General features: G+C 62.5%; 21 protein-coding genes. 7 read left to right on the top strand and 14 right to left on the bottom strand.

The window, feature by feature from the left end; all coding sequences use genetic code 11:
- Positions 1-11 precede the first annotated feature (11 nt).
- Complete coding sequence (locus tag I5S59_RS05265; protein WP_197875683.1) at positions 12-884, top strand: LysR substrate-binding domain-containing protein; 873 nt, start codon at positions 12-14, stop codon at positions 882-884.
- Positions 885-889: 5 nt separating this feature from the next.
- On the opposite strand, the gene I5S59_RS05260 is transcribed toward I5S59_RS05265, so the two are convergent.
- From I5S59_RS05260 to galB, 3 genes are read right to left on the bottom strand one after another with little or no spacing between them, the layout of a single operon-like run.
- Positions 890-1975, bottom strand: a complete 1086-nt coding sequence (locus I5S59_RS05260; RefSeq protein ID WP_197875682.1) for a 4-oxalomesaconate tautomerase — start codon at positions 1973-1975, stop codon at positions 890-892.
- Between the two features lie 2 nt (positions 1976-1977).
- Positions 1978-2694, bottom strand: a complete 717-nt coding sequence (locus tag I5S59_RS05255; RefSeq protein WP_128322739.1) for a 4-carboxy-4-hydroxy-2-oxoadipate aldolase/oxaloacetate decarboxylase — start codon at positions 2692-2694, stop codon at positions 1978-1980.
- Positions 2691-3425: a 4-oxalmesaconate hydratase gene (gene galB / locus I5S59_RS05250; protein ID WP_128322740.1), complete on the bottom strand. Its 735-nt coding sequence runs from the start codon at positions 3423-3425 to the stop codon at positions 2691-2693. The genes I5S59_RS05255 and galB overlap by 4 nt, the downstream gene beginning before the upstream one ends.
- A gap of 159 nt (positions 3426-3584) precedes the next feature.
- Between galB and I5S59_RS05245 the strand changes: the two genes are divergently transcribed.
- Positions 3585-4793: a LysR family transcriptional regulator gene (locus tag I5S59_RS05245; RefSeq protein WP_197875681.1), complete on the top strand. Its 1209-nt coding sequence runs from the start codon at positions 3585-3587 to the stop codon at positions 4791-4793.
- Positions 4794-4799: 6 nt separating this feature from the next.
- Here I5S59_RS05245 and I5S59_RS05240 read toward each other — a convergent pair whose 3' ends face one another.
- The 9 genes from I5S59_RS05240 to I5S59_RS05200 form a co-directional block, all read right to left on the bottom strand.
- Entirely contained in the window at positions 4800-6047 is a 1248-nt protein-coding gene (locus tag I5S59_RS05240; RefSeq protein ID WP_197875680.1) for an OprD family porin, read from the bottom strand.
- 110 nt (positions 6048-6157) lie between these two features.
- Positions 6158-7420: a gallate dioxygenase gene (locus I5S59_RS05235; RefSeq protein ID WP_197875679.1), complete on the bottom strand. Its 1263-nt coding sequence runs from the start codon at positions 7418-7420 to the stop codon at positions 6158-6160.
- Between the two features lie 24 nt (positions 7421-7444).
- Entirely contained in the window at positions 7445-8782 is a 1338-nt protein-coding gene (locus I5S59_RS05230) for an MFS transporter (protein WP_197875678.1), read from the bottom strand.
- Positions 8783-8991: 209 nt separating this feature from the next.
- Positions 8992-9741, bottom strand: coding sequence for a hypothetical protein (locus I5S59_RS05225; protein ID WP_232239595.1), 750 nt, complete (start codon positions 9739-9741; stop codon positions 8992-8994).
- Between the two features lie 88 nt (positions 9742-9829).
- Positions 9830-11656 (bottom strand): DUF5666 domain-containing protein, encoded by a 1827-nt coding sequence (locus I5S59_RS05220; RefSeq protein ID WP_197875677.1) that lies wholly within the window; start codon positions 11654-11656, stop codon positions 9830-9832.
- Positions 11653-12489 carry a DUF6502 family protein gene (locus I5S59_RS05215; RefSeq protein WP_197875676.1) on the bottom strand — a complete coding sequence of 279 codons (837 nt, stop codon included), beginning with the start codon at positions 12487-12489 and terminating at the stop codon, positions 11653-11655. Before I5S59_RS05215 ends, I5S59_RS05220 begins: the two co-directional genes overlap by 4 nt.
- 100 nt (positions 12490-12589) lie before the next feature.
- A complete protein-coding gene (locus I5S59_RS05210) occupies positions 12590-13345 on the bottom strand; it encodes a hypothetical protein (RefSeq protein ID WP_232239594.1) in 756 nt (251 codons plus the stop codon).
- A 252-nt stretch (positions 13346-13597) separates the two neighbouring features.
- On the bottom strand, positions 13598-14347 hold the full coding sequence (locus I5S59_RS05205; protein WP_128322747.1) for a cache domain-containing protein: 750 nt from the start codon (positions 14345-14347) through the stop codon (positions 13598-13600).
- Between the two features lie 68 nt (positions 14348-14415).
- Positions 14416-15192, bottom strand: coding sequence for a FadR/GntR family transcriptional regulator (locus I5S59_RS05200; RefSeq protein WP_197875675.1), 777 nt, complete (start codon positions 15190-15192; stop codon positions 14416-14418).
- A 285-nt stretch (positions 15193-15477) separates the two neighbouring features.
- Here I5S59_RS05200 and I5S59_RS05195 point away from each other — a divergent pair, with 285 nt between their 5' ends.
- From I5S59_RS05195 to I5S59_RS05175, 5 genes are all read left to right on the top strand, one after another.
- A complete protein-coding gene (locus I5S59_RS05195) occupies positions 15478-16902 on the top strand; it encodes a gamma-aminobutyraldehyde dehydrogenase (RefSeq protein WP_197875674.1) in 1425 nt (474 codons plus the stop codon).
- Between the two features lie 61 nt (positions 16903-16963).
- The gene (locus tag I5S59_RS05190; RefSeq protein WP_128322750.1) at positions 16964-17569 is read left to right on the top strand and encodes a dimethylamine monooxygenase subunit DmmA family protein; all 606 of its coding nucleotides are present in this window, start codon (positions 16964-16966) and stop codon (positions 17567-17569) included.
- Positions 17566-18534 carry a PDR/VanB family oxidoreductase gene (locus tag I5S59_RS05185; protein ID WP_197875673.1) on the top strand — a complete coding sequence of 323 codons (969 nt, stop codon included), beginning with the start codon at positions 17566-17568 and terminating at the stop codon, positions 18532-18534. Before I5S59_RS05190 ends, I5S59_RS05185 begins: the two co-directional genes overlap by 4 nt.
- A 17-nt stretch (positions 18535-18551) precedes the next feature.
- Positions 18552-19589, top strand: a complete 1038-nt coding sequence (locus tag I5S59_RS05180; RefSeq protein WP_128322752.1) for a heme-dependent oxidative N-demethylase family protein — start codon at positions 18552-18554, stop codon at positions 19587-19589.
- A gap of 72 nt (positions 19590-19661) precedes the next feature.
- Positions 19662-20870 carry an MFS transporter gene (locus tag I5S59_RS05175; RefSeq protein ID WP_197875672.1) on the top strand — a complete coding sequence of 403 codons (1209 nt, stop codon included), beginning with the start codon at positions 19662-19664 and terminating at the stop codon, positions 20868-20870.
- An 85-nt stretch (positions 20871-20955) separates the two neighbouring features.
- On the opposite strand, the gene I5S59_RS05170 is transcribed toward I5S59_RS05175, so the two are convergent.
- Both I5S59_RS05170 and I5S59_RS05165 read right to left on the bottom strand, forming a co-directional pair.
- Complete coding sequence (locus I5S59_RS05170) at positions 20956-21648, bottom strand: sensor histidine kinase (protein WP_197875671.1); 693 nt, start codon at positions 21646-21648, stop codon at positions 20956-20958.
- Positions 21645-23252: a tetratricopeptide repeat-containing response regulator gene (locus I5S59_RS05165; RefSeq protein ID WP_197875670.1), complete on the bottom strand. Its 1608-nt coding sequence runs from the start codon at positions 23250-23252 to the stop codon at positions 21645-21647. Before I5S59_RS05165 ends, I5S59_RS05170 begins: the two co-directional genes overlap by 4 nt.
- Between the last annotated feature and the right edge of the window lie 13 nt (positions 23253-23265).

Below are 23265 nucleotides of genomic sequence, written 5' to 3'. Positions count from 1 at the left end.
GGATGCTATGGATGTCGAACAGCAAGCTGCGTGCCTTTCTCACCGTCGCCCGCCACGGCAGCTTCAGTGCAGGGGCTCGCGCGCTCGGCCTGAGCCAGCCAACCATCACCACTCAGGTGCAGGCGCTGGAGCGTCAACACAACCTCGAATTGTTCCACCGTCGTGGGCGCCGAGCGGAGCTGTCGGCAGTCGGCCGTCAATTGCTGCCCATTGCCCAGCAACTGGTCGCGCTGGAAACCGAAGCCGAAGGATTGTTGCGTGACTCCGGCACGCTCATGCGCGGCCAGTTGCGCCTGGGTGCAGTCGGCCCTTTCCACGTCATCGAGATGGTTGATGCCTATGCGCGCGCGTACCCGCAGATCGAGCTGTCGATCCGTGTGGGTAACTCCGCTTCGGTGTTGGCCGACCTTGAAAATTACGTGACGGATGTCGGTGTGCTGGCCGGCCTGCACCACGATCCGGCCTTCCATGCCACCCTCTACGCGCGCCATCCGGTCATCGTCTTCGCTCACCGCGATCACCCGCTGGCGCGCCGCGACAGCGTGCGCCTCGAAGAACTGCAGGGCCAGCGCATGCTGCAACGCGAGCAGGGTTCGACTACGCGGTTGGCATTCGAAAAGGCGCTGGCCGAACGTGAAGTAACACCGCGCATGTTGATGGAAATCGGTAGCCGCGAGGCCCTACGCGAGGCAGTGGTACGCGGCATCGGCCTGGGTGTGGTGTCGGAGGCCGAGTATGTGCCCGGCGAGGACATCCGGGCGATTCGAATCGAAGGCGATCCCGTGCATACGGAGACCTACCTGTACTGCCTGAGCGAACGCCGTACCAGCCAGTTGGTGGAGACGTTCCTGGCCTGTGCCGATCAGGCCCGGCTGCGCCGCTGAGGCGATCAACGCCCTTCGCCGGCCCCTAACGCCAGAGGCACACAAACCTCCCCGGCCATCAGCAAGCGTGCGGTTCTCATCAGCCCGCAGTTGGTCACCTGCCCTTGTTGAACACGCAACGCCACGCTGAACTCCCCCGTGGGGTGTTCAACCGCAAGCTGCTTCACTTCGCCCTCTGCAACCTGGGCCAAGCCCGACGCGACACTGCCCTCGATCAGGCAGGCCACCGCCACACTGACCGCACCAAACACACCGATGCTGGTGTGGCAGCGATGCGGAATAAAGCTGCGGGTGCTCAGCGCCCCCCCGGCTCGGGGCGGTGCTATCAGGCACATTTTCGGTACGTTGCGCAGGCGGACGTCGCCCAGGTTCATGCGCGGGCCCGCCTGCAGGCGGATCGCTTCCAGCCGGGCTTTCAACGCGCTGTCGGCATCCAGCTGTTCTGGGCGTTCATCGCCGCGCACTCCCAGGTCCTGGGCGCGAATCAGCACGACCGGCATGCCGTTGTCGACGCATGTCACCTCGACCCCGTCGAACACATCGACCGCATTGCCCGTTGGCAGCAATGCACCGCAGCTGGAACCGGCAACATCCTCGAATTCGACGGTCAACGGCGCCCCGGTGCCGGGAACGCCATCAATTCGTGCGTCGCCGGTGTAGCTGACCGCACCGTTCGGTGTAGGCACATGGGCAATCGCAATCTGCCCGGTGTTCTCCATGAAGATGCGCACCGGGGTGACATCTCCCGTTGGCAAGACTAAGCCACGCTCGATGGCGAACGGCCCGACACCGGCGAGGATGTTGCCGCAGTTCTGCCCGTAGTCGACACGCGGCTCATCCACCAGCACCTGGGCGAACAGGTAATCGACATCGGCTTGCGCACGCGTCGACGGCGTGATGATCGCCACCTTGCTGGTCAACGAGTCGCCGCCGCCGATGCCATCGATCTGCCGCGCATCCGGCGAGCCCATGACCGCCAGCAGCACGCGGTCGCGAAGCGCGGGGGTGCTGGGCAGGTCATCGGCCAGGAAATAGGCGCCTTTGGAAGTACCGCCGCGCATCCACAGGCAAGGTAGGCGTGTCTGGCTCATGTTCAGTCTCCGAGCGCTTCTAGGCTGTCGACGTAGCGCAAACCCTTTTCCGCAAGCCGTTGGCGCATGTTGTAGATATCCAGGCCCAACTCGCCCTGAGCCAGGCGCAATGCCTTGTGCACCTCCAGTTCGGCGCGTGCGCGACTGGCCTGGGCAACCTGTGCGGCTTCAGCCCGACGCACGATCACCACGCCATCGTCATCGGCTACCACCACATCACCGGGGTTCACCAGTTGCCCGCCGCATACCAACGGCAGGTTGACCGAACCAAGGGTCTCCTTGATCGTGCCCTGGGCGCAGACGGCCCGGGACCAGACCGCAAACCCCATCTCTCGCAAGGTGTGGGTATCGCGCACCCCCGCATCGATCACCAGGGCGCGCACGCCATGGGCCTTGAGCGAAGTGGCGAGCAAGTCGCCAAAGTATCCGTCGGTGCACGGCGAACTCGGCGCTACCACAAGGATATCGCCGGGGCGGCACTGCTCGACCGCAACATGGAACATCCAGTTGTCACCCGGTGCGACCAGTACGGTAACCGCCGAGCCACTGATCGACGTGCCACGTTGAATCGGGGTAATCGTGGAGGCCAGCAGCCCTTTGCGCCCTTGCGCTTCATGGACCGTCGCCACACCGAAACCACCCAGCTCATCGACCAGACCCTGATCGGCCCGGTCAATGTTGCGCACGACGATACCGGTTTTACCGATCAGCCCGCTCATGCCAGGTTCTCCGTCACCCGCGGGAAGATGCTCTGGTAGCCCTCGCCATAGATGATGTCGCGGCTGCTGGCGATGCCGACGTTGCGCTTGGCTTGTACACCGCGTTGCAGGGCGACACGGGTGTAGTACTCCCAGAGGTGTTCCTGACCGGCCATGCACTGGATTGCGGCGTACTTCTTGTCCCACACCGAGGTGATGTCGAGCAGCACGTCAGGGCACCACTCGCACTGTTCCGGCTGATGCGGTTCGAAGCTGTACACCGGCGGCGCACCGACGATTTTCTCGCCCGGCCGGTAGCCTTCGGCCTGGGCAATGATGCGTGCTTCCTGCGTGAGGTGCATGGCCAGCGGGTGATCGTAGTTGTACGGGTCTTTCAACGAGTGGCTAAGGACAAACTCGGGCTGCACGCGGCGGAACACGTCCGCCAGGCGAAACAGCGTTTCTTTGTCGGCGCGCATCGGGTAGTCGCCGATGTCGAAGAACTCGACGCTGGCGCCGAGAATATCGGCCGCCGCCTGGGCTTCCTGGCGCCGGGCGGCCTTGACCGTTTCTTCGTTCATCGAGCCTTTGCGCCACAGCTTGGCCGACTCGCCACGCTCACCGAAAGACAGGCAGACGATATGCACGTTGTAGCCCTGTTGCGCATGCAGGGCGATGGCACCGCCGGCGCGCCAGACAAAATCGGCGGAGTGGGCGCTGACCACCAGCGCTGTTTTCGGTGATTGGTTCATTGCGGATTCTCCTCCTGCGTTTCGAAACAGCATCGCATCGCAGCAGGGCCCCGGAGTAATGCGTTGGAGTGTTGGAGGTATGCGTTTTTTTTATTGCCACTCGCAAGCCGCAGCGGCATAGTCCAGCGTACCTCCTCCTCTGCAACGCACGAGTGCGCCATGGACACCACTGAACTACCCAGCCTGATGCATGTGCGCGCCTTTGTCCGGGTAGCCGACCACGGCAGTGTTTCCAAGGCGTCTGTGGCCCTCTATCGCGCGCAATCGGTGGTCACCCGTGCGATCAGCGAGCTGGAGGCGCGGCTGGATGTGCTGTTGTTCGAGCGCCACGCCAATGGCATGCGCCTGACCGATTTCGGCGAGCGCTTACTGCCCCGCGCGCGCCGTGTACTGGCTGAGCTTGAAAGCGTTCCGCGGCTACTGGGTGGCGCCGAAAAGCGTGCGGTCGAGCCGCTTTACCTGTTCCAGGCGCGGCGCCTGCAGGTGTTCGTCAAACTCTGCGAAACCCACCACATGCAGACCGTGGCCAACCAGCTCGGCCTGAGCCAGCCGGCGATCAGCTCGACCATCAAGGTGATGGAAAGCGGTTGCGGCCATTCACTGTTCGAGCGCACGCCGCGCGGCCTGCAACCCACCCGTGCCAGCCAGGAAATCCTCTTTGCGGTTCGCCGGGCATTGAACGAATTGCGTCACATCGATAGCGATATCACGGCCCTGCGCGGTGCGTTGCAAGGTGTCGTGCATGTCGGTGCCCTGCCCTTGGGACGTACCCGGGTGCTGCCTGAGGCCATTGTGCGGATGATGGCCGAACACCCGGCGATTCAAGTGATCACCAACGAAAGCCCGTTTGATTTGCTCGCCACCGACCTTCGCGCTGGCGATGTCGATTTCATCTTCGGTGCGTTGCGCTCCGAAGCCTACGCCAGCGACCTGGCCGGCGAAGCGCTGCTTACCGAAGACATGGTGGTGCTGGCCCGCCGGGATCATCCGCTGCAGGCGAAATCTGCGCGCCTCGATGAGCTCAGCAGCGCCCGCTGGGTGCTGCCGCGTGCCGGCTCGCCCGCGCGGCAGATGCTCGATGCGTGCTTCTCCCGCTTCGGCATCGCACCGCCCCGGCCGGTGGTGGAGAGCGGCGACATGGCGATCATTCGGGGCCTGTTGTTGCGCTCGGACATGCTCGCGGCCGTGTCGGCCCGGCAGCTGGAGCAGGAAATTGCCTCCGGCGAACTGTGCATCCTGCCGCTGGAGCTGAAACAGACCACCCGAGCTATCGGTCTGACTTATCGCAACGGCTGCCTGCACTCACCGGTGGCCCTGGCCCTGATGGACATGATCCGCCGGGTAATCCGCGAGCAGGCAACCGACTGACGGCGATCAGAACAGGCCGAGCGGGTAACTGACGATCAAGCGGTTCTCGTCGAACTCGTTGCTGCTGTAGTCGCGACGTATGCTGGAGTTACGCAGGCGCAGGCTCAGGTTCTTGAAGCTGCCGCTTTGCACCGTGTAGGCAAGCTCTGACTCACGCCCCCACTCCTTGCCGTCGGTGACCGTACCGGTGTGCACGTTGTCGCCGCTGATGTAACGGTTCATCAGGGTCAGGCCGGGCACACCGAGGGCGGCGAAGTTGTAGTCGTGGCGCAGTTGCCAGGACTTTTCCCGGGCGTTGTCATAGCTGTTGTTGTAGCTGTCGTTGGCCAGGGTGCCGCCACTGGTGCCGTTGACACGCATCCACGCATCATCGCCGGTGAGCTTCTGCAAACCGACATAGAAGGTGTTGCCGCCATAACGCGCGGACAGCAGCGCCGAGAACGTGCGGTTGTCCAACTCACCGGCGCGGGCACTGCCGTCTTCACGGCCCCAGAAATAACCAAGGTTCGCGCCCAGGGTCCAGGCACCCAGCGGCTGGCTGTGGACAAGTTGCAGGTACTGCTGCTGGTAGATGTCCTTGAGCTCGGCGTTCCACAGGCCGATCAGGGTACGTTTTTCGTTGAAGCTGTACTCACCGCCAACGAAGTTGAAACGATCGGAGCTGAACGCGGTTTTCCCCTGCATGAACATGTCTTCCATGCTGGAATCGTTGCGCGGGCTGTTCTGGCGAAACTGCCCGCCATACAGCGTCAAACCGTCAATTTCCTGAGAGGTCACCTGGCCGCCGCGAAAAGTTTGCGGCAACGAACGGCCGTCGTCGGAGCGCAGGATCGGCAACACCGGCATCCACTCACCGACCTTCAATTCGGTTTTGCTCAGTTTCATCTTCCCGGCAACGGCCAGTCGGCCGAAATCGTCTGCCGGACGGCCATCACCATCGATCGGCAGCAGCTGGGTGCCGCCGGTGCCCTTGCCACCATCGAGCTTCATCGAGTAAAGCCCCAGCACGTCGACACCAAAGCCTACCGGGCCTTGGGTAAAGCCGGAGCGCGCGTCGAGAATGAAGCTCTGGGTCCACTCTTCGCCCTTGCTTTGCGGGTAGGCCGGGTTGGTGAAATTACGATTGATGTAGAAGTTGCGCAGGTTCAGGCTGGCGCTGGCATCGTCGACGAAACCGGCGGCAACACCGTCCAGCGGCAGGGCGCAAACAACAGCCAGTGAACAGACGATGCGAGGGTTGACGGCAATTTTCATTGTTATTGTTTTCCGGTTTTTGGGCGAAGGGAATGCGCTGCGCCCGCCAGTGCAGGCGCAGTGAGGTCAAGCAAAAGGGAAAGGCGACCCGATCAAGGCCGCCGGGTTACTCAGCGCGAGGCTTTGCCCGCCACCGAGTAGAGCACCTGCTGATTGCGGGTTTTCATGAACGTCTCCAGGCTCTGCCCGCGCATGGCGGCGTACACCTGCAGGTTGGGGATGCCGAGCACTGCGGCCAGTTTCTCCAGCACGAAGAAGATCGCGCCGTACTGGATCAGCCCGCGCCAGTCACGACGACGCAGCAGGTCCCGCTCTTCGTCGCTCAACCCGGCTTCTTCGAACAACGCCTCGGGCGCGTCGAGAAAACGCTGACGCCACTGCGGCTCGATCATCCGGTGCAGGAACTTGTTCAGGCGATAGCCCTTGGCGCTGCGCTCGAGGGTGAAGGGGTAGGTGCCCTCCAGCTTTTCGATACCGGCCAGCTGGTGCTGCATATGCTCCAGGTGACGCGCCGTGACCTCGGCCAGCACTTGGCGGTCCTGGTTTTCGAGAAGCAAGGTGGCGATGCCGGTCATCGATGGCAGGTAATAATCCTGGTGCAGGTTTTTCACCGTGGACGACAACGCGCCACGCATGATCAGCCAGGTGATTACTTCCGAGCCTTCCATTCCGCCCAGGGTGGCGTATTCGGCATGGGTCATTTCGGTCAGGCGTACCGGGTCGTTGACCAGCAGATCAATGAACTGCGCATCCCACTCCGGGTTGTTGAAACCGCAACGCTCGCCATGCACCTGGTGAGACACGCCGCCGGTAGCAACAATCGCCACCTTCAAGTCCTCGGGGTAGCTTTCAATCGCTCGGCGCAGCGCCTGACCCAGTTTGTAGCAGCGAAGCGCAGTAGGAATCGGGAACTGCAGCACACCCACCTGCAGCGGCACAATCTGCACCGGCCAGCCGGATTCACACGGCAACAGCGCCGACATGGGCGAGAAAAAACCGTGATCAAGGGGCTTGTCACGGAAAAAGCTCATGTCGAACTCGTCGGCCATCAGGCTTTGGCCGATGTGCCGCGACAACGCTGCATGCCCACCGACCGCCGGCAAGGAACGGGGGTTGCCACCTTCGTCGGCAACCTCGTAACGCTCATCGACCCCCAGGGAGAAGGCGCCGTAGTGGTCGAAGAAAAACGACGTCACATGGTCATTGAAGATGTAGAACAGCACGTCCGGCTGTTGCGCCTTCAACCAGGCCTTGATCGGTTCGAACCCTTCGAAAATCGGCGCCCAGGCCGCCTCGTTCTGTTTGTCGTGATCGACTGCAAAGCCGATGGTAGGGGTATGGGATACAGCGAGGCCACCGATGATGCGTGCCATGACGAGTTCCTGTAGTCGAGAAATTTAGTGCGCCAGCACCGAGCGATTGCCGCGGCGGCGGGCAACACCGTTGGCCAGGATCGCCAGTGCCGCGAAGAAGGCCGGTACGCTCAGCAGGGCGAACAGCAACGGCAAGCCCAGACCGAGGCTAAGCACCGCACCACCGATCAGCGATCCGAAGATGGCGCCGAAGCGACCGATGCCCAGCATCCAGCTCACGCCAGTGGCGCGGAAATCCGTTGGATAGTACCCGGGAGCAAAGGCATTGAGGCCCGTCTGCGCGCCGCTCATGCAGAAGCCGGCGGCAACCACGCCCAGCGCCAACAGGCTCGACTCCAGGTTCAGTGCGCCCAGCAGCAGGATAAACACACCGCCCAAGGCATAAGAAGTGGCAATGACGCCGTTGGGGTTACGCCGGTCCATGATCCAGCCGACCACGATAGCCCCGACCGTGCCACCAATCTGGAACAGGCCGGTGATGGTAGCCGCCCGCTCGATGGACAAACCGCCGTCGCGCAGCAAGGTCGGCATCCAGCCCATGGTCAGGTAGATCACCAGCAGGCCCATGAAGTAGGTCAGCCATAGGGCAAGAGTGCCGGCCCGGTAGCGTTCGGTGAACAGCATGCGTACCGGCGCTTTGTGCTGGGCCTGAGGTTCGGCGAGGGTAAATTTCGTGGCACTGGTAAAGCTCCCGCCCAGCTTGTTCAACACCTTGGCGATCTGCGCTGCAGGCGCATTGCGCACGGCCAGAAAACGCGCGGACTCTGGCAGCAACAACCAGAGAAACGGCAGCAGTATTAGCGGCAGGATGCCCCCGGCAAGCAGCACCGACTGCCAGCCATGCAGCGGGATCAGCCAGGCCGCGAGGAAACCGCCAAGCCCCGACCCCATGTTGAAGCCGGTGAACATGATAGTGATGAACAGCGAACGGTTACGCTCTGGCAGGTATTCGGACAGCAGTGTGGTGGTGTTGGGCATCGCCGCGCCCAGGGCTACACCGGTCAGCAACCGCAACGCGGCGAGCTCATAGGGGTTTCGCGCAAAAGCGCAGGCCAGGCTCAGCACACTGAAGCCGGTAACCGCTACCAGCAGCACCTTTTTGCGCCCCAGACGGTCAGCGTAAGGACCGGCCGTAAGAGCACCGATGGCGAGGCCGACCATGCCCGCACTCATGACCGGGCCGAATGCGGCCTTCGACAGGCCCCAGTCCTGAATCAGCGAGGGCGCGATAAAGCCCATCACCGCGACATCAAGGCCATCGAATAGAACAATGAAGAAGCACAGGCTCATGATGAGCCACTGGTAGCGGGCAACCGGACGGTTGTCGATCCAGGCTTTGATATCGACCGTTTCGTGACTCATGTTTGCACCTTCTTATTTTTGTAGAAATACCGACAGGCCGGGACATCGGCGCAGGCCACAGGCCGCCCGGTATCCGAACGCTGGGCGTGACTTTAAAGCCGCAGGTGCCTGCCCCGCTTGTGGGAAATCCTTAAGCGGGTATCGGTTTTTCTTATCGGCCGGGTTGAACCGCAGCATTGGGCTGCCCGGCAGAAGACGCAAACAACGGCTCAGAACCGGTGATAGAGCAATACCCCGCCCTCTGCGTCAGGGCTGGCGTCGGAAAACCCGGTTACGGCGTAGAGCTGGATTTTCCACTCCTGGCTGAGCTTATGGTTGATGAACAGGGTGAGTTCCTGGATTTCCGACCCGGTCGAGACCACTTTCTGCCGCCAGTCGTAGGACGCACCTGCTGAAGTGCCCACAGCCACAGGAATGGCGAAGCCGAGGCTGGCAAATACCGGGTCGTCGAAGTCGCTGTCGGGCGGGTCGCCGAATTTTTTCCAGCCCAGGGTGGCGAAGCCTGTCACCGGGCCAAAGGCCTTGGTGATATCGACCTGGCCGGAATAGTCCGTTTCGCCGGTGCCCAGACATTGGTCTTCATCGGCGGTGGGGAATTTGACCTTGCCGATCAGGTCCACCAGCATGCCGCCGTCACTGCCATCGAACAAGGCGTAGCCGGCGCTGGCGACGGTATCGCCCATGCCGCTTTCCACCTCCCGGCAGCCACCGGGCAACGGCGCGCCATCCGGGCCAACTTCAGGGTTGGTGATGCGCAACCAGGGCACGGTGACCTTGTAAGTCATGGGGCCGGTTTCGTACTTGCCGACCACCGGGACGTACCATATTTCCGAAGTAGTGCCGGTGCCGTAGTCACCGCTTGAATAGTCCAGGCCGGTGGCCATGCTGAAGGTGTCGGCCAGTGTCGGCATGGCCACACAGGCCAACAGGCTGGCAAAGCGTGTAAGCGTAGGTCTCATCTTCACCTCAAGGTCACGGTGAGAAGTACGAGCGGACTTACACAGCCTAGTTGCTTATTTCACGGTTGCCGAAAGGCCATTGCTGACACTAGTGATCCGAGCGCTCCGGGCGTTCGGCCTTTTCTACGGACTCTGCTTTCTCGACCTTTTCTACCTTCTCGACTTTTTCCACAGTTTCGGGCCGTTCTACTTTTTCGACCTTCTCCACCGTTTCGGGGCGTTCCACTTTCTCAACTTTTTCGACCCGTTCCACCGTCTCTGGACGCTCCACCTTTTCAACCTTTTCGACCCGCTCCACGGTCTCGGGACGCTCGACCTTCTCAACTTTCTCGACCCGCTCCACTTTCTCGACTTTCTCAGGCCTTTCCACCTTCTCGACCTTTTCTACTTTTTCGATCTTCTCCACCTTTTCTACTTTTTCGACCTTCTCAGGCCTTTCCACTTTCTCGGCCTTCTCTACCTTTTCGACCTTTTCGACCTTTTCAATTTTCTCGACCTTTTCGGCCTTCTCAACCTTTTCAGGCTGCTCGACTTTTTCCACGCGCTCAGACTTTCCGGACTTATCCACAGCATCGGACTTGCCACTGTCTTCACGGCCACTACCGTGGCTCTCCGAGCGCTCGCTATCAGCACCATGACTGCTGTCACTGCGCACACTGTCGGTGCCGCTGCTGCCACTGCCGTGATCATCGGAACTGCCCGAATGGTCGCTACGCTGCTCCACTGCGTCATCCGAACGTGCCCCGCGCTCGACAGGCGACTTGCCCGAGTGATCGACACGCTCCGTGGTGATTTCCACACGGCTTGCCCGCACCTCACGTGCCCCGGTGTACACCCCGCTGACACGCACGCGTTGATCCAGGGGCAGGTTGGCGACCTGATCCGCTGTTTTACGATCCAGGGTGACGTTCACGCCGCCAACCACCAGGCCATTGCCTTGGCGCCCTTGTACCAGGCCCTCGATCACCACGTCGCGTACCCGTCCGGTAAACGGCATGCTCGGGTCAGGTCGGGTCTGGCTGACCTCCAGCTGCCGCCCTGTCCACTGGCCACGCACCAGTACTTCCTGCGCCGGCGCCACACGGGTGCCAAGTTTCAGCCCCTGCAGGCTGCCGGTGCGATCGACCGCGCCGATGGCACTGGCCTCCTTGAGCCCCGGTGCACGCTCGATGCGACTGGCCACGACCACACCCTGGGCATCGCGCAGCCCGCTGACCTTGACCGGCTCACCCGGCCGCAGCCCTTCGGCGACCCGCGCACCGGGCGCCAGGCGTACCGGCTGCCCCATCACCCGCAACGGTGCCGAGGCATTCGGCAGTGCGGTCAGCGGCCCGGCATACGCATGCAGAATCGAGATCCGCCCGGCCTGCAGGCCGCGCTTCGTGGTGAAGGCCTCGACTGCCACCACTTGCCCAATGGCCAGGTGGCCACTGTTGGCGGCGACACCGTTCTCGCTCACCGGCACATCCTTGCCGAAGTGCACTTCCATGCCGTTGACGCAGATCGAGGCGAAGCCGGTGATGGTGCCGACGATACCGGTGCCGCCCGTACCGCCCGGGTGCAGGATCGGCGCGCCCGAGCCGCCGACACCACCCGCGTCGCGATTATTGAGGATGTCATCCACGCCCGTAGCCACGGCCCCGGTACCGCCGGTTCCACCGGGACGCTTCTGAACCGGCGCACCGCTGCCTCCCACGCCACCGCTGTCGGTCTGGATACCGGTGCCACCCACCCCGCCCGGCATCGCCCCGGTACCCCCGGTGCCGCCCGGGAACTGCAAGCCCGACGCCCCCGACATGCCGATTTCATCACGGCTGACACACGCCGGCGCGGCATGCCCCCACGAGGGCAGCCCCAGCGCGAGAGCCAGGACAATGACGGCGGCAGCACGAAAGCGGTGCAGGAAACGGGTCATGGGTTCGGCGTCGTGGGAGAAGTAGACTCAGTGTAGAAATAAAGCCCGATGGTGATGCGCTGGGGCTGCTCAAGGGTTGGCAAATCCCGCGCTTCCAGGTCGGCCGCCAACCGGCTGAAGCCCAGTAACAGCTGCATCCCCTCACCGGCCACGGCCTCGCGCAAGGTCTCGACACTGACGGGAGCCAGTGCATCGTAGTGCACGCTACGCTCGAAGAACGGCTGGCCCTCCCCGCTAAGGTTATGCACAGCGGCGCTCGCATGGTCGTGCAGGTTGTGGGCAAGGTAGGCCGCCTTTTCATCAAAGCCCTGCTGCGGCACAAAGGCCTGCGCCTGAAGGTGTACACAGTCCTGCTCGTCGAGCCGCACAATGCCCAGCCGCAGCCACTCGTCGAGTACTACCCGGGCACGAATGTCCGTGCTGACGCTGGCCACCAGGGCATCGAATGAACAGTCACCACCAACGCTGGCCAGCCGCGGCAAGGCCAGCGCCTGGCCGCGCGCCTGGCAGAAGGGTTGGGAGTTACTCCAGACGTTGACCAGGTGGGCACCCAGCGTGATGTTTTCAGGCAATGCCGAGGCCTGCGCTTCGCCGTCCTGACGCAGGCGTCTGACATCCTTGCGATGCACGCCGGTCAGCAGGCTGATGCGGCTGTCACTCGGCGCCTTGTCGACCAGACGGAACTCGCGATCAGCCACATCGACGAACACCTCCTTGAGCAAATCGGCAAACACCGGATAGGTGACGCCCTTGCGGAGCATCAACCGCACCAGTGGGCGCATGACCCGCAACAAAGCGCTTAGTAGCGAGGGAGGCAGAGTAGGCGATTGCATTCAGCGCATTCCTTGACAGAGGGCCTCAGTATAAAGACGCGGGGAAAAACCCCATACAAAACCCGCCCCCAGGGTTTTGTATGAGCCCCACCCGTGTCAGTCAGCTCCTGCTGTTGTCATCTCCAGGTTCGCCGCCGACGTGATTGCCATGGTCATCACCCGGTTCGCCACCCACATGATTGCCATGATCATCACCAGGCTCACCGCCAACATGATTGCCATGGTCGTCGCCAGGTTCACCGCCAACATGATTGCCATGGTCATCCCCGGGCTCACCGCCCACATGATTGCCATGGTCATCCCCGGGCTCACCACCAACATGATTGCCATGATCATCGCCAGGTTCTGAATGGTTGCTGCTGCGCCCGGAGTTCGAGTTGCCGGCCTGGCCCTGGCCTGAATCGCCATGGTCGCTACCACTATGACCGCTGCTACCACTGCCGTTGCCAGCATGGCCACCACTGCCACTTCCGCTACCACCGCTACTTCCACCATGGCCGCCACCTCCGCTTCCGCCGCCACTGCCACCGTGGCCGCCACCACCACTGCCGCCGCCACCGCCGCCGTGGCCACCGCCACCACCACTGCCGCCGCCACCACCGCCGTGGCCACCGCCACCACCACTGCCGCCACCACCACTGCCGCCACCACCACCGCCGTGGCCACCGCCACCGCCACCATGACCGCCACCGCCGCCGCCACCACCGCCGTGGCCGCCACCGCCTCCACCGCCATCTTTGGCGTAGGCACTTGAGTCATGAGAAATCGAATCCGGGACCAAAACGAGGGAGGCCGACAGCACGCCGCCGATGGCCATCGCCAATAAAGCCTGTTTGAACAGCCGTTGAGTCTGCATCGTCCGTCTCCTGGTCACTTGCCGCGAGAACGCCAAATCAATTCGGGAATGAATCTGTATTTTTCTTTTTCTTGCGTGGGAAAATTTCCCACATCGAAAAGTTAGACCCCTTTACCGACGTGATCAAGCGACAGAGGGAAAAGTCGACCGATGGTTGCTGAAGGCAGATGATGTGGACAGAGATATGCCAGCGGGCGTCAACCCGCTGGTTGGAAGACGGTGAATACCTGGTCGGTGCTGAGCGTCACCGGCTTATGCGGCGCTGCGCAAACCCGGCAGGCTGATCAACGACCAGCCGGCTTCCGGCTCGGCCAATACCAGGCGTACCGCTTCGCTGTTGTCGGGCTCAAGCAGTTTCGGCGCCAGATCCCCCACCAGCCAGTTCGCCGTATTGGAGGCGATCACCCGGCCATCTGCCGATATCAGCACCGCTTCGTGCGCAAGACGCATCAGGCTGCGTACCAGCATGCGCTCGACGTTGTGCAGCGACAGGTCCAGCCCGGCCACACCAATGAACTGACCCTGCACAAAAATGGGCATGGTGAAGGTCAGCACGTACATGTTGGTGCCGTAGAGGTCAACGTAAGGCCCCTCGACGCTGCTGGTGCCGGACTCACGCGGGCGGCTGAACCAGGGCGCGGCGGTGTAGTCGTAGAAATTCTCGCGGCGGCGGTCGAAGTTGGGGCGCAACGGCAGGGTCTTGCCAGCATCTGCCAGGTACCACCACTCCAGGTGCATCTCACGGTCGGCGAGGCTGCCCGGCTCGAGGATCACCCCACCGCCGCAACCAAAGGCCCCGGTGGCCAGCAATTGCCGGTCGATGGCCGGCCTGAGCAAGGCCAGGTCTTTGGCAACCGGTTGACGGCCTTCGGCCACTACGCGTTCCCAAAGCTCGCAGGTTTCATCCACCAGCTGGCGGACCTGGCTGAAGATGGTCTCCAGGGTGCTGTTGAGCTGCCGAGCGCACGCAGACAGGGGATCGTTTTCGCTCAGGGCAAACATGGCATTTCCTCAGGCAGTATTGGCTTTATTTTTATCAGTTCGGGTTTCTGGTTCAAACCCACTAAGGTCTACGCAAGTACCGCGCCAGCCTCGCCCTCGCTTTCACTTTCCGCCAGCAACTCCAGGCGCAGGCCGATCAGGCGCTTGATACCGCGGCTGACATGAGCCTCGGCCAGAGCGCCGGCCAACACCGTGTCGTTACTGACCAGGGCCTGGAGGATGGCCCGGTGTTCTTGTTCAACCACAGTGACGTCGCCGCCACCGGCAGCCTCCAGCCAGAGCAACTCACCCACCTCGGACTGCAAGCGCATTTCGGCATGGGTCAGGCGCAATGATTGCGCGGCCGCAGCCACTTCGATGTGAAAACGAGCATCGGCGCGATGGCGCCCCAGGCGTGTACCCGCCTGTTTCAGGGTTTCGATGTGCTGGGCGATCCGCGCGTACTGCTCCTTTGAGCCTCGCTGCGCCGCCAGGCGTGCCGCCGTGCCGGAGATCGCCAGTTGCTCATCGCCCAGATCGCGCAAGTCCGGACCGCTCATTTCCCGCAGCCGCTGCAACAACAGCACCTCTGGCAACTCCACCGGCGCACAGACAAAGCTGCCGCCATTGCGCCCGCGCCGGGTTTCAATCAGGCCGCGTTGGCGCAGCACCACCAAGGCTTCGCGCAGGGTGACGGTGGCAACGCCCAGCTGCATTGCCAGTTCGGTTTCACTGGGCAGTTGCTGCCCTTCGGCAAAAAGGCCCAGTTCGATCGCTTCCACCAGCCGCCGCGCCACCTCATCGGTGCGCCCTTCCTGGCGCAGCCGGATGAAGGCAGTACTACGGGCAGTATTCAGGGCACTCATTGGCTCTCCATAGTCAGCATTGCACAGGCCCAGGCAGACCCCTGCTAAACGTTCAGTTCCGTATCTTATAGCGATTGAGCAGCCCCTGACACCGTCGATTTCAGCCTGCCATCGGTAAAAACCACCCGGCAAAGCTGATTTCAACCCGACAGAAGGACAGTTGGCAAAGCTCGAACATTAAGATATGTTTTCATATGTTTAATGCGGTCAGCGGGCAAAAGCTCCTCTGCGCCCTGCATTGGCCGAGCGATTTCTCAACCTATAAGACCGACCAAGGGATACGCCATGCAAACCAAACTCCTGATCAACGGCCAGTTGGTCAACGGCGAAGGCGCCAGCCACGCCGTGTACAACCCCTCCCTGGGCACGGTGCTGGTAGACATCGCCGAAGCCAGCAGCGCCCAGGTGGATGCGGCAGTGACTGCCGCCGATCAGGCTTTCGACGCGTGGGCGCAAACCCCACCCAAGGATCGCGCCCAGCTGTTGCTGAAACTGGCCGACCGGATCGAAGCCGAAGCCGAAACACTGGCCCGTCTGGAGTCGCAAAACTGTGGCAAGCCTTACCAGGCAGCGCTTAACGACGAAATTCCGGCCATTGCCGACGTGTTCCGCTTTTTCGCCGGCGCCAGCCGTTGCCTGAACGGCTCGGCCGGTGGCGAATACCTGCCGGGCCACACCTCGATGATTCGCCGTGACCCGCTGGGCGTGGTGGCATCGATTGCGCCCTGGAACTACCCGCTGATGATGGTCGCCTGGAAACTGGCACCCGCCCTGGCCGCCGGTAACTGCGTGGTGCTCAAGCCCTCTGAGCAAACCCCGCTGACTGCCCTGAAACTGGCAGAAATCATTGCCGAACTGTTCCCGGCCGGCGTCGTCAACATCCTGTTCGGCCGTGGCCCGAGCGTCGGTGAGCCGTTGGTCACCCATCCCAAGGTGCGCCTGGTTTCGCTCACCGGCTCTGTTGCCACCGGTGCGCGCATCGTCGCCAACACCGCCAGCAGCGTGAAGCGCACCCACATGGAACTGGGCGGCAAAGCCCCGGTGCTGATTTTCGACGACGCTGATATCGATGCCGCCGTCGAAGGCATTCGCGCCTTCGGTTTTTACAACGCCGGCCAGGATTGCACCGCTGCTTGCCGCCTGTACGTGCAGCAAGGCGTTTACGAGACCTTCGTGCAGAAGCTCGGTGAAGCCGTTGGCAGCATTCGCCATGGCCTTCAGGACGACCCAGAAACCGAACTCGGCCCGCTGATCACCCAGGACCACCTGGAGCGTGTTGCCGGCTTCGTCGAACGCGCCAAAGCCCAGCCGCACATCCGCGTCATCACCGGTGGCAAGCGTGTCGAAGGCCCTGGGTTCTTCTTCGAGCCGACCGTTCTCGCCGACGCCCGCCAGGACGATGAAATCGTCCAGCGCGAAGTCTTCGGCCCTGTGGTCAGCGTCACCCCGTTCACTGACGAAGCCCAGGCCCTGGCCTTCGCCAACGACTCCGACTACGGCCTGGCCTCTTCGGTCTGGACCCGCGACGTCGGCCGCGCCAGCCGTCTGGCCGCCCGTTTGCAGTACGGCTGCACCTGGGTCAACACGCACTTCATGCTGATCAGCGAGATGCCCCACGGCGGCATGAAGCAGTCGGGCTACGGCAAGGACATGTCGATGTATGGCCTGGAAGATTACACCTGCGTACGCCACGTGATGTTCAAGCACTAAGGGCGCAGCAGAAGCGTTCAATTAACCGCACTATAAACATATAAAATAATAGGTAATATGCATGCTAATCACCGGCATCAAAAGCCGCCCGGTCTATGACCGCCTGCAACCGATGGCAGGTGGCTTGCGCCACCTGATCGTCGGCCAGGGCAGTGGCGGCGAGGCCATGCTGCGCCTGATCGGCGACATGACCCCGAGCCAGCGTGCCAACAGCACGCTGCTGTATTCCACCGAATCCTTCTCCGGACACAACCACCTGGCGGCGCTGCGCCAGGCCGAAGCCGGCGACTTGCAGGTGTTCGACAGCAACCAGGCGCTGATCGAAGGCCTGCGCCGTCTGCTGGACACCGCGCACATGGGCACCCGCCTGTACCTGAGCGGCTCGGAGAGCTTCATCGGCACCACCATGCAGGCCGCCAATGCGGTGGACCTGAACCGTGACGAAGTGCTGCGTGAACACAGCGGCACCCTGGTTCGCCGTGTCTGGTGCGCCCACTGCGACACCTACACCGAAAACGTTACTCACCGTGTATTCACCTGCCCCGGCTGCCAGCTCGACCTGGTAGTGCGCGACCACTATTCCCGCCGCCTGGCTGCCTTCCAGGGCATCAAGGCCGACGGTGAAGTCCCAGGCGAAATGCCACCTGCCGAGGAGCTGGATACATGAACACGCACAACGGAACCCTGAGCGTACGGGTTACACGCATCGAGACGCTGACTCCGGAAATCAAGCGCTTCACCTTCGTCGACCCGGACGGCAAGCACCTGCCGGCCTTCTCCGGTGGCAGCCACGTGGTCGTGGTGATGGAAGACGGCGACAAGACCCACCGCAATGCGTATTCGCTGATGGGGTCGCCTTACGACTCCAGCGCTTACCAGATCGCCGTGCGCCGCGTCGAAGAGGGCCGTGGCGGTTCGCGCCACCTGCATGACTGCGTGGAAGAAGGCGCGCTGCTGCAGATCCTGCAGCCGGCCAACCTCTTCCCGCTGGCCAAGCATGCCCGCCAGCACGTGTTCATTGCGGGTGGTGTAGGAATCACCCCGGTGTACTCGCAAATGGAAGAGCTGCACATCAAGCAGGCCGATTTCGAGCTGCACCTGGCAGTACGCGGCCCGGACCACACGGCGTTGGGCCTGGAGCTGCAGGCACGCTACGGCAAACGCGTGCACCTGTATGTGCAGGGCCAGGACGCGCGCATGGACATTCGCCAGATCCTCGCCGAGCGTCCACTGGGCAGTCATGTGTATGTCTGCGGCCCGGACAGCATGATCGACGACACCCTGGACAGCGCCCACGCGCTGGGCTGGACCGACAGCCACATCCATTACGAGCGCTTCGTCGAGCAAGGCTCCAACGGCCAGCCGTTCAGCGTCACCCTGGCCCGCCAGGGCGTGACCATCGACGTGCCGCCTGACCAGTCGCTGCTCGAAGCCGCCGAACAGGCCGGCTACAAAGTGCCCTACCTGTGCCGCGGCGGTGCCTGCGGTTACTGCGAAACCGAAGTGCTGGAAGTCGAAGGCGAGCTGGACCACCGCGACGACTGGCTCAGCGAAGAAGACAAGCTCAGCAATCGCAAATTCATGCCGTGCGTATCCCGCGCCTGCGGTAGCCGCCTGGTCGTAGACCTCTAATAACAGGAACCAACGTCATGACCGTTTTCAAGCCAATCGAAACCTATTCCGGCGACTACACCTACAGCAACAGCCGCGAAGCCATCACGCGCCTGCCATTCCCGTACCCGGAAGACGAGTACATGTACTCGATGAACGTCGAGCCGCACGTACCGTTCGGCAAGGGCGCGCTGCGTGCCCAGTTCGACATCGACGAGCACTACATCTCCGAGTGCCACCACCGCGCCAAGACCCTCGAAGAGCAGCCGGGCGTGCACTACGCCGCCCTGCCACACATGATGGAAGCCCAGTGGGACCTGCTGGAGCTGCTGATGGAGTCGTACTCGCGGGACTTCCCCGAGCACTTCACCCTGGAGAAGAACGGCAGCCAGTGGCACTGGATCAACCGTCCGCTGCAGATCGACCAGACCTTCACCTTCGGTGACGCCAGCACCCTGCCGATGGAGCCGATGGAATACATCACCCGTCAGGCGCAGGGCGAGTTCATCCTGCTTGAAGAACGTGACGACACCCTGGTGATGGGCGCCGGCATGGCCACCCAGCGCGCCGACTACTCGCTGCGCTTCAACCTCGGCATGAGCTTCATGGAGTTCCACGGCCCGGTGCCGAAGCTGCATGAAATGGGCATTCTGCAACGCGCGCTGAAATTCCTCCTGCGCCTGCGTCCGGGCCATCCGGTGCGCCGCACCAACTGGTCGATCACGGTCAACCCGCGCCTGGAAACCTCGGCAGAGACCCTGCCGGACTGGGCCCCGGACCGCACCATCGTCACCGCTGAAAATGCCGGTGATCTGGTCAACTTGCGTATCGAACTGCAACCGCTGCATCGTCTGCCGCGCAGTAACGCCGTGCTGTTCCCCGTGCGCACCTACCTGGTGAGCCTCAAGCAGCTGGCCGAGTTCGCACCCCAGTGGGCCAAGCGCATGCACCGGGTGATCCGCGACCTTGATCAGGAACTGGTCGACTACAAGGGCTTCACCCGTTATCGCGATGCGATGGTCACCTGGCTGTCGCAATACGACGACGGCACGCCAGTGGACGAGAGCCAACAGTAAGTTTCCAGAGATGAGCGCGCCATAATGGCGCGCTTTTTTGCACTGCGTGCTTGCCAACCAGGGATTACCCCGATGAAAAAAACAATACGCAACTTTTTGCCCGAGAGCTGGAGCCTGGTGTTCTCCGCCGCAGCATCCGCCTACGGTGTCGGCTTGCTCGGCTTATGGGCGCTGCCGTTCCTGATCAGTGCCATCATCAACGACCTCAAACTCAATGAGGCCCAGGCCGGCATTCTGATGTCGGCCGAATTCGTCTTCACCATGCTCGCCTCGCTGCTGGTCGCGCCCTACATGGGCCGCGCGCCACGGCGCACCCTGGCGATTGTGGGCACGCTGCTGGCGATCGTCGCCAACCTGGTCAGCGCCAACATGACCGAACTCTACTCGCTGGCTGCCGTGCGTTGCGTCGCCGGTGTCGGTGCCGGCCTGGCGCTGGCCTGCGGTAACGCCAGCGTCTCCAGCGCCAAACAGCCAGACCGCATCGCCGGGCACATGAACGTGCTGTCGGTGCTGCTGATGATCGTGGTGATGCTCGGCTACGCCAAGGTCATGGCCCTGTATGGCCTGTCGGGGCTGTACTACGCCATGGCGGCGACCATGGCCGTGATGCTGCTGGCGATTCCGGCCATGCAACAGCGTGCACCTGTGGTCGAAGCGGCGCCCCATGTGCGCAACGCCAAAGGCGGTGCAGGCAATGTGCTGTTGAGCCTGCCGGCGATCTGCATGATGCTGGCGATGTTCGTCTTCCAGGCCCGCGACACCATGGGCTGGGCCTTCGTCGAGCGTATCGGCACAATGGTCGGTTACAGCGGCGACGAACTCGGGGCATTGCTGTCCTTCCAGTCGTTTGTCGGCCTGATCGGCCCGCTGCTGGCCGCCATGGTGGGCAAGCGCTTCGGCCTGAGCACCCCGGTGATCCTGGCAATTCTGCTGACCGGCGCAACCAGCCTGGCCTATGTACTGGGTGAGCATTCCAAGTCGCTGTACACCATGGGGGTGATGACCATTTGCGTCACCTACTTCTACGCCCTCAGCTACCTGACCGGCCTGGCGGCGGCGCTTGATCGTGAAGGTCGCGTGGTGGCGGCAGCGAGCAGCTTCCTCAGCCTTGGCCTCGCAGTTGGTCCGGCAATTTCCGGCGGCCTGATCTCGCTGGGCGGCTTCACCCTGGCGGCCTGGGGCATCGGCGTTACCGTGCTGCTGACCTTGCTGTTGGTGATGATTCCACTGGCGAGCATTCGCCGCGAAGAGTCGGGTTTGACGCTGGCGGCAGCAGCCTGACACCCCATCGCTGGCTCCCACAGCTCCGATGGACAGTCGGACTACCGTGGGAGCTGGCGATCGCCTGCGATTGACCGCGAATCGCTCAGGGCAAATACAGCCTGAACAAGCCTCCGCCCAACGCTCCGCCGTTGGCAATCTCGATACGCCCCTTCACCCCGTTGCGTTCATGCAGGGCCGCAATCCGCGCAGCGAAGTACAACCCCAACCCGGTGCTGCCACTTTGCGCATCGATACCCTGCACATAGTCGTGCTGGCGTTCCAGCATGCGTACGGGGAAGCCCGGGCCGTCGTCGTTGATGCTCAGCACCAGTTGCTCATCGTCCTCGCTAACAGTAATCAGCAAGGTATGCCCAGCGTAGCGAATGGCGTTGTTGAGGATGTTGGCTACCACCGAGCCGACCAGTTCACGGTCGAAAAATCCCAACGGGCTCGGGGTCTCGATACGAAAGCTGGCGAGGATGTCGCGGTGCTGCAGCAGGTTCTGCTGGGCCGCCAGTTGCGCCTCGATAAAGTCATCCAGCTCGTGGTAGTCCGGGCACATCGGCAACTGGTTGACGCCCAGTTTGTACAGGCCCAGCAACTGCACGAGCATGCCGTTGAGGTGGGTAAACTCGTGCTCCATCACTCCCTGCTCGCTCGCGGCGCGCTGGGCCGCAGGCAGCCGTTCGAGCCACTGGCTATGGGCCTGGATCAAGGCGGCCAGGGAGTTTTTCATGTCGTGTACGGTGGAGGCGATCACCGTGGAAAAATCCAGCCCCTGTCTGTCCTGGTTCATGCGCCAAAAGCCCGGCTGTGCAGTTTACGGTAGCGGTCGTAGCGGCTATCGCTCTCAGGGATGCCCGCCACACAGCTCAGGCAGGCACGGAACTCCTCCATGATCGCCGGCGGCGGCGTTTCACCGCCAATGCGCAGCAACGCCTGGGCGGTATTGAGGGCAATACTGATGTTCTTCGGCTGCAGGCCAAGGGCCCGACGAAACAGCCCCAGAGCTTCGCTGAGTTGCCCGCCCTGATAACTGCGTACGCCCTGGCGGTTGAGGTCGACGGCCTCGGTCACCGCCCCCAGCACGTTCGGGTCATCGGTCAGGCGCGACACGCTCTGCATGACCTTGGGGTCGTCGCCGTAGGTCTCCACGCAGTTTTTCAGGATCGCGGTGCCGGCCGCGTCCTGCCCCAGCTTCTGCAGCTGGGTAGCGACCACCAGGGCGGCTTCGACAGAAAAGAACTGATCCATCTTCTCCAGACGGGCCATGGCCTGCTCGGTCAGCTTTGCCGCTGTTTCGGCATCGCCGGCTTGCTGCAGGCTGGCGGCTTTCATCAGCCGGGCGCGAACCTGCAAGCCCTGGTCCTCGACGTTTTCCTTGGCCACTTCGCTGAGCACGGTGTTGATTTCGACCCGGGTGCGCGCATCCAGACCGTTACCGGCATTCTTGTTCATCAGTGCCTGAACCAGTCCGAGGTTACTTTCAGGGTCTTTGTAGCGTGAGCTCTGGCCCTGGTTGACGGCATGCCGGTAGGCCTTCGAGGACGTGTCGAAGTCGTCGTTGCTCAAGGCCAGTTTGCCCAGCATCATTTGCCGGCGCACCGCCAGCGGCGACAGGCGCACCGCCTCCTCCAGCACGCCCTGGGCACGCTTGCTCTCGCCGCGCGCCACCAATACTTCGGCGAGCCCGTCGTACAGTCCCGGCATCATCGGAAAGGCCTTGAGCGCCTGCTCGTAAATACCCTGGGCCTGGGCAAACTGATTGCGTTTGTACAACAGGCTGCCCAATGCCGCGTAGGCCCACGGCGTTGCACGGCTGGAAATGATCGTGGTGAGAAACTTCTCCAGCTCGTCGTAGCGATTGAGGTCACGCAAGGCGTCGGCGCGATAACGCAGGCACAGCGGTGCAAAACGCGGGTCCTTTTTGCACAGCTCGGCGCACGCGGCGAGGACTTCAGCCGGACGGCCACGGTCCAGGGCCTGGAGAATCGGCTTGAGCAAGGTTTTGCGCTGCACCAGTTTTTCCAGGCGCTGGGCCAGGCCGATACGGTTGAACGGCTTGGTGAGGTAGGCATCCGGCTCATGCTCCAGGGCACTGAGGACAATGGCCTGGCTGGTTTCGGCAGTGACCATGAGGAACACGCACTCATGGCTGATCAACTTGTCGAGAATCAGGTCTTCGAGCACCTGCTGACCATTTTTCTTGCCGTCCCCCAGGTGGAAATCCTGGAGGATGAAGTCGTAGCGTTTCTGCCCACACATGCGCAGGGCCTGCTCACCGCTGTCGGCGGTGTCGACATCACGCACACCCAGCTCGCGCAGCATGGAGCGACAGGAACTGCGAAAATCCGAGAAATCATCGACGATCAGAAAACTTTTTTGGCTGTAGACCTGCATCCACGAAACCCGA

The sequence above is a fragment of the Pseudomonas alkylphenolica genome, from assembly GCF_016009175.1.
Classification (GTDB): domain Bacteria; phylum Pseudomonadota; class Gammaproteobacteria; order Pseudomonadales; family Pseudomonadaceae; genus Aquipseudomonas; species Aquipseudomonas alkylphenolica_B.
The sequence above is the reverse complement of the archived record's forward strand: the minus strand, read 5'-3'. Positions and strand labels throughout refer to the sequence as shown.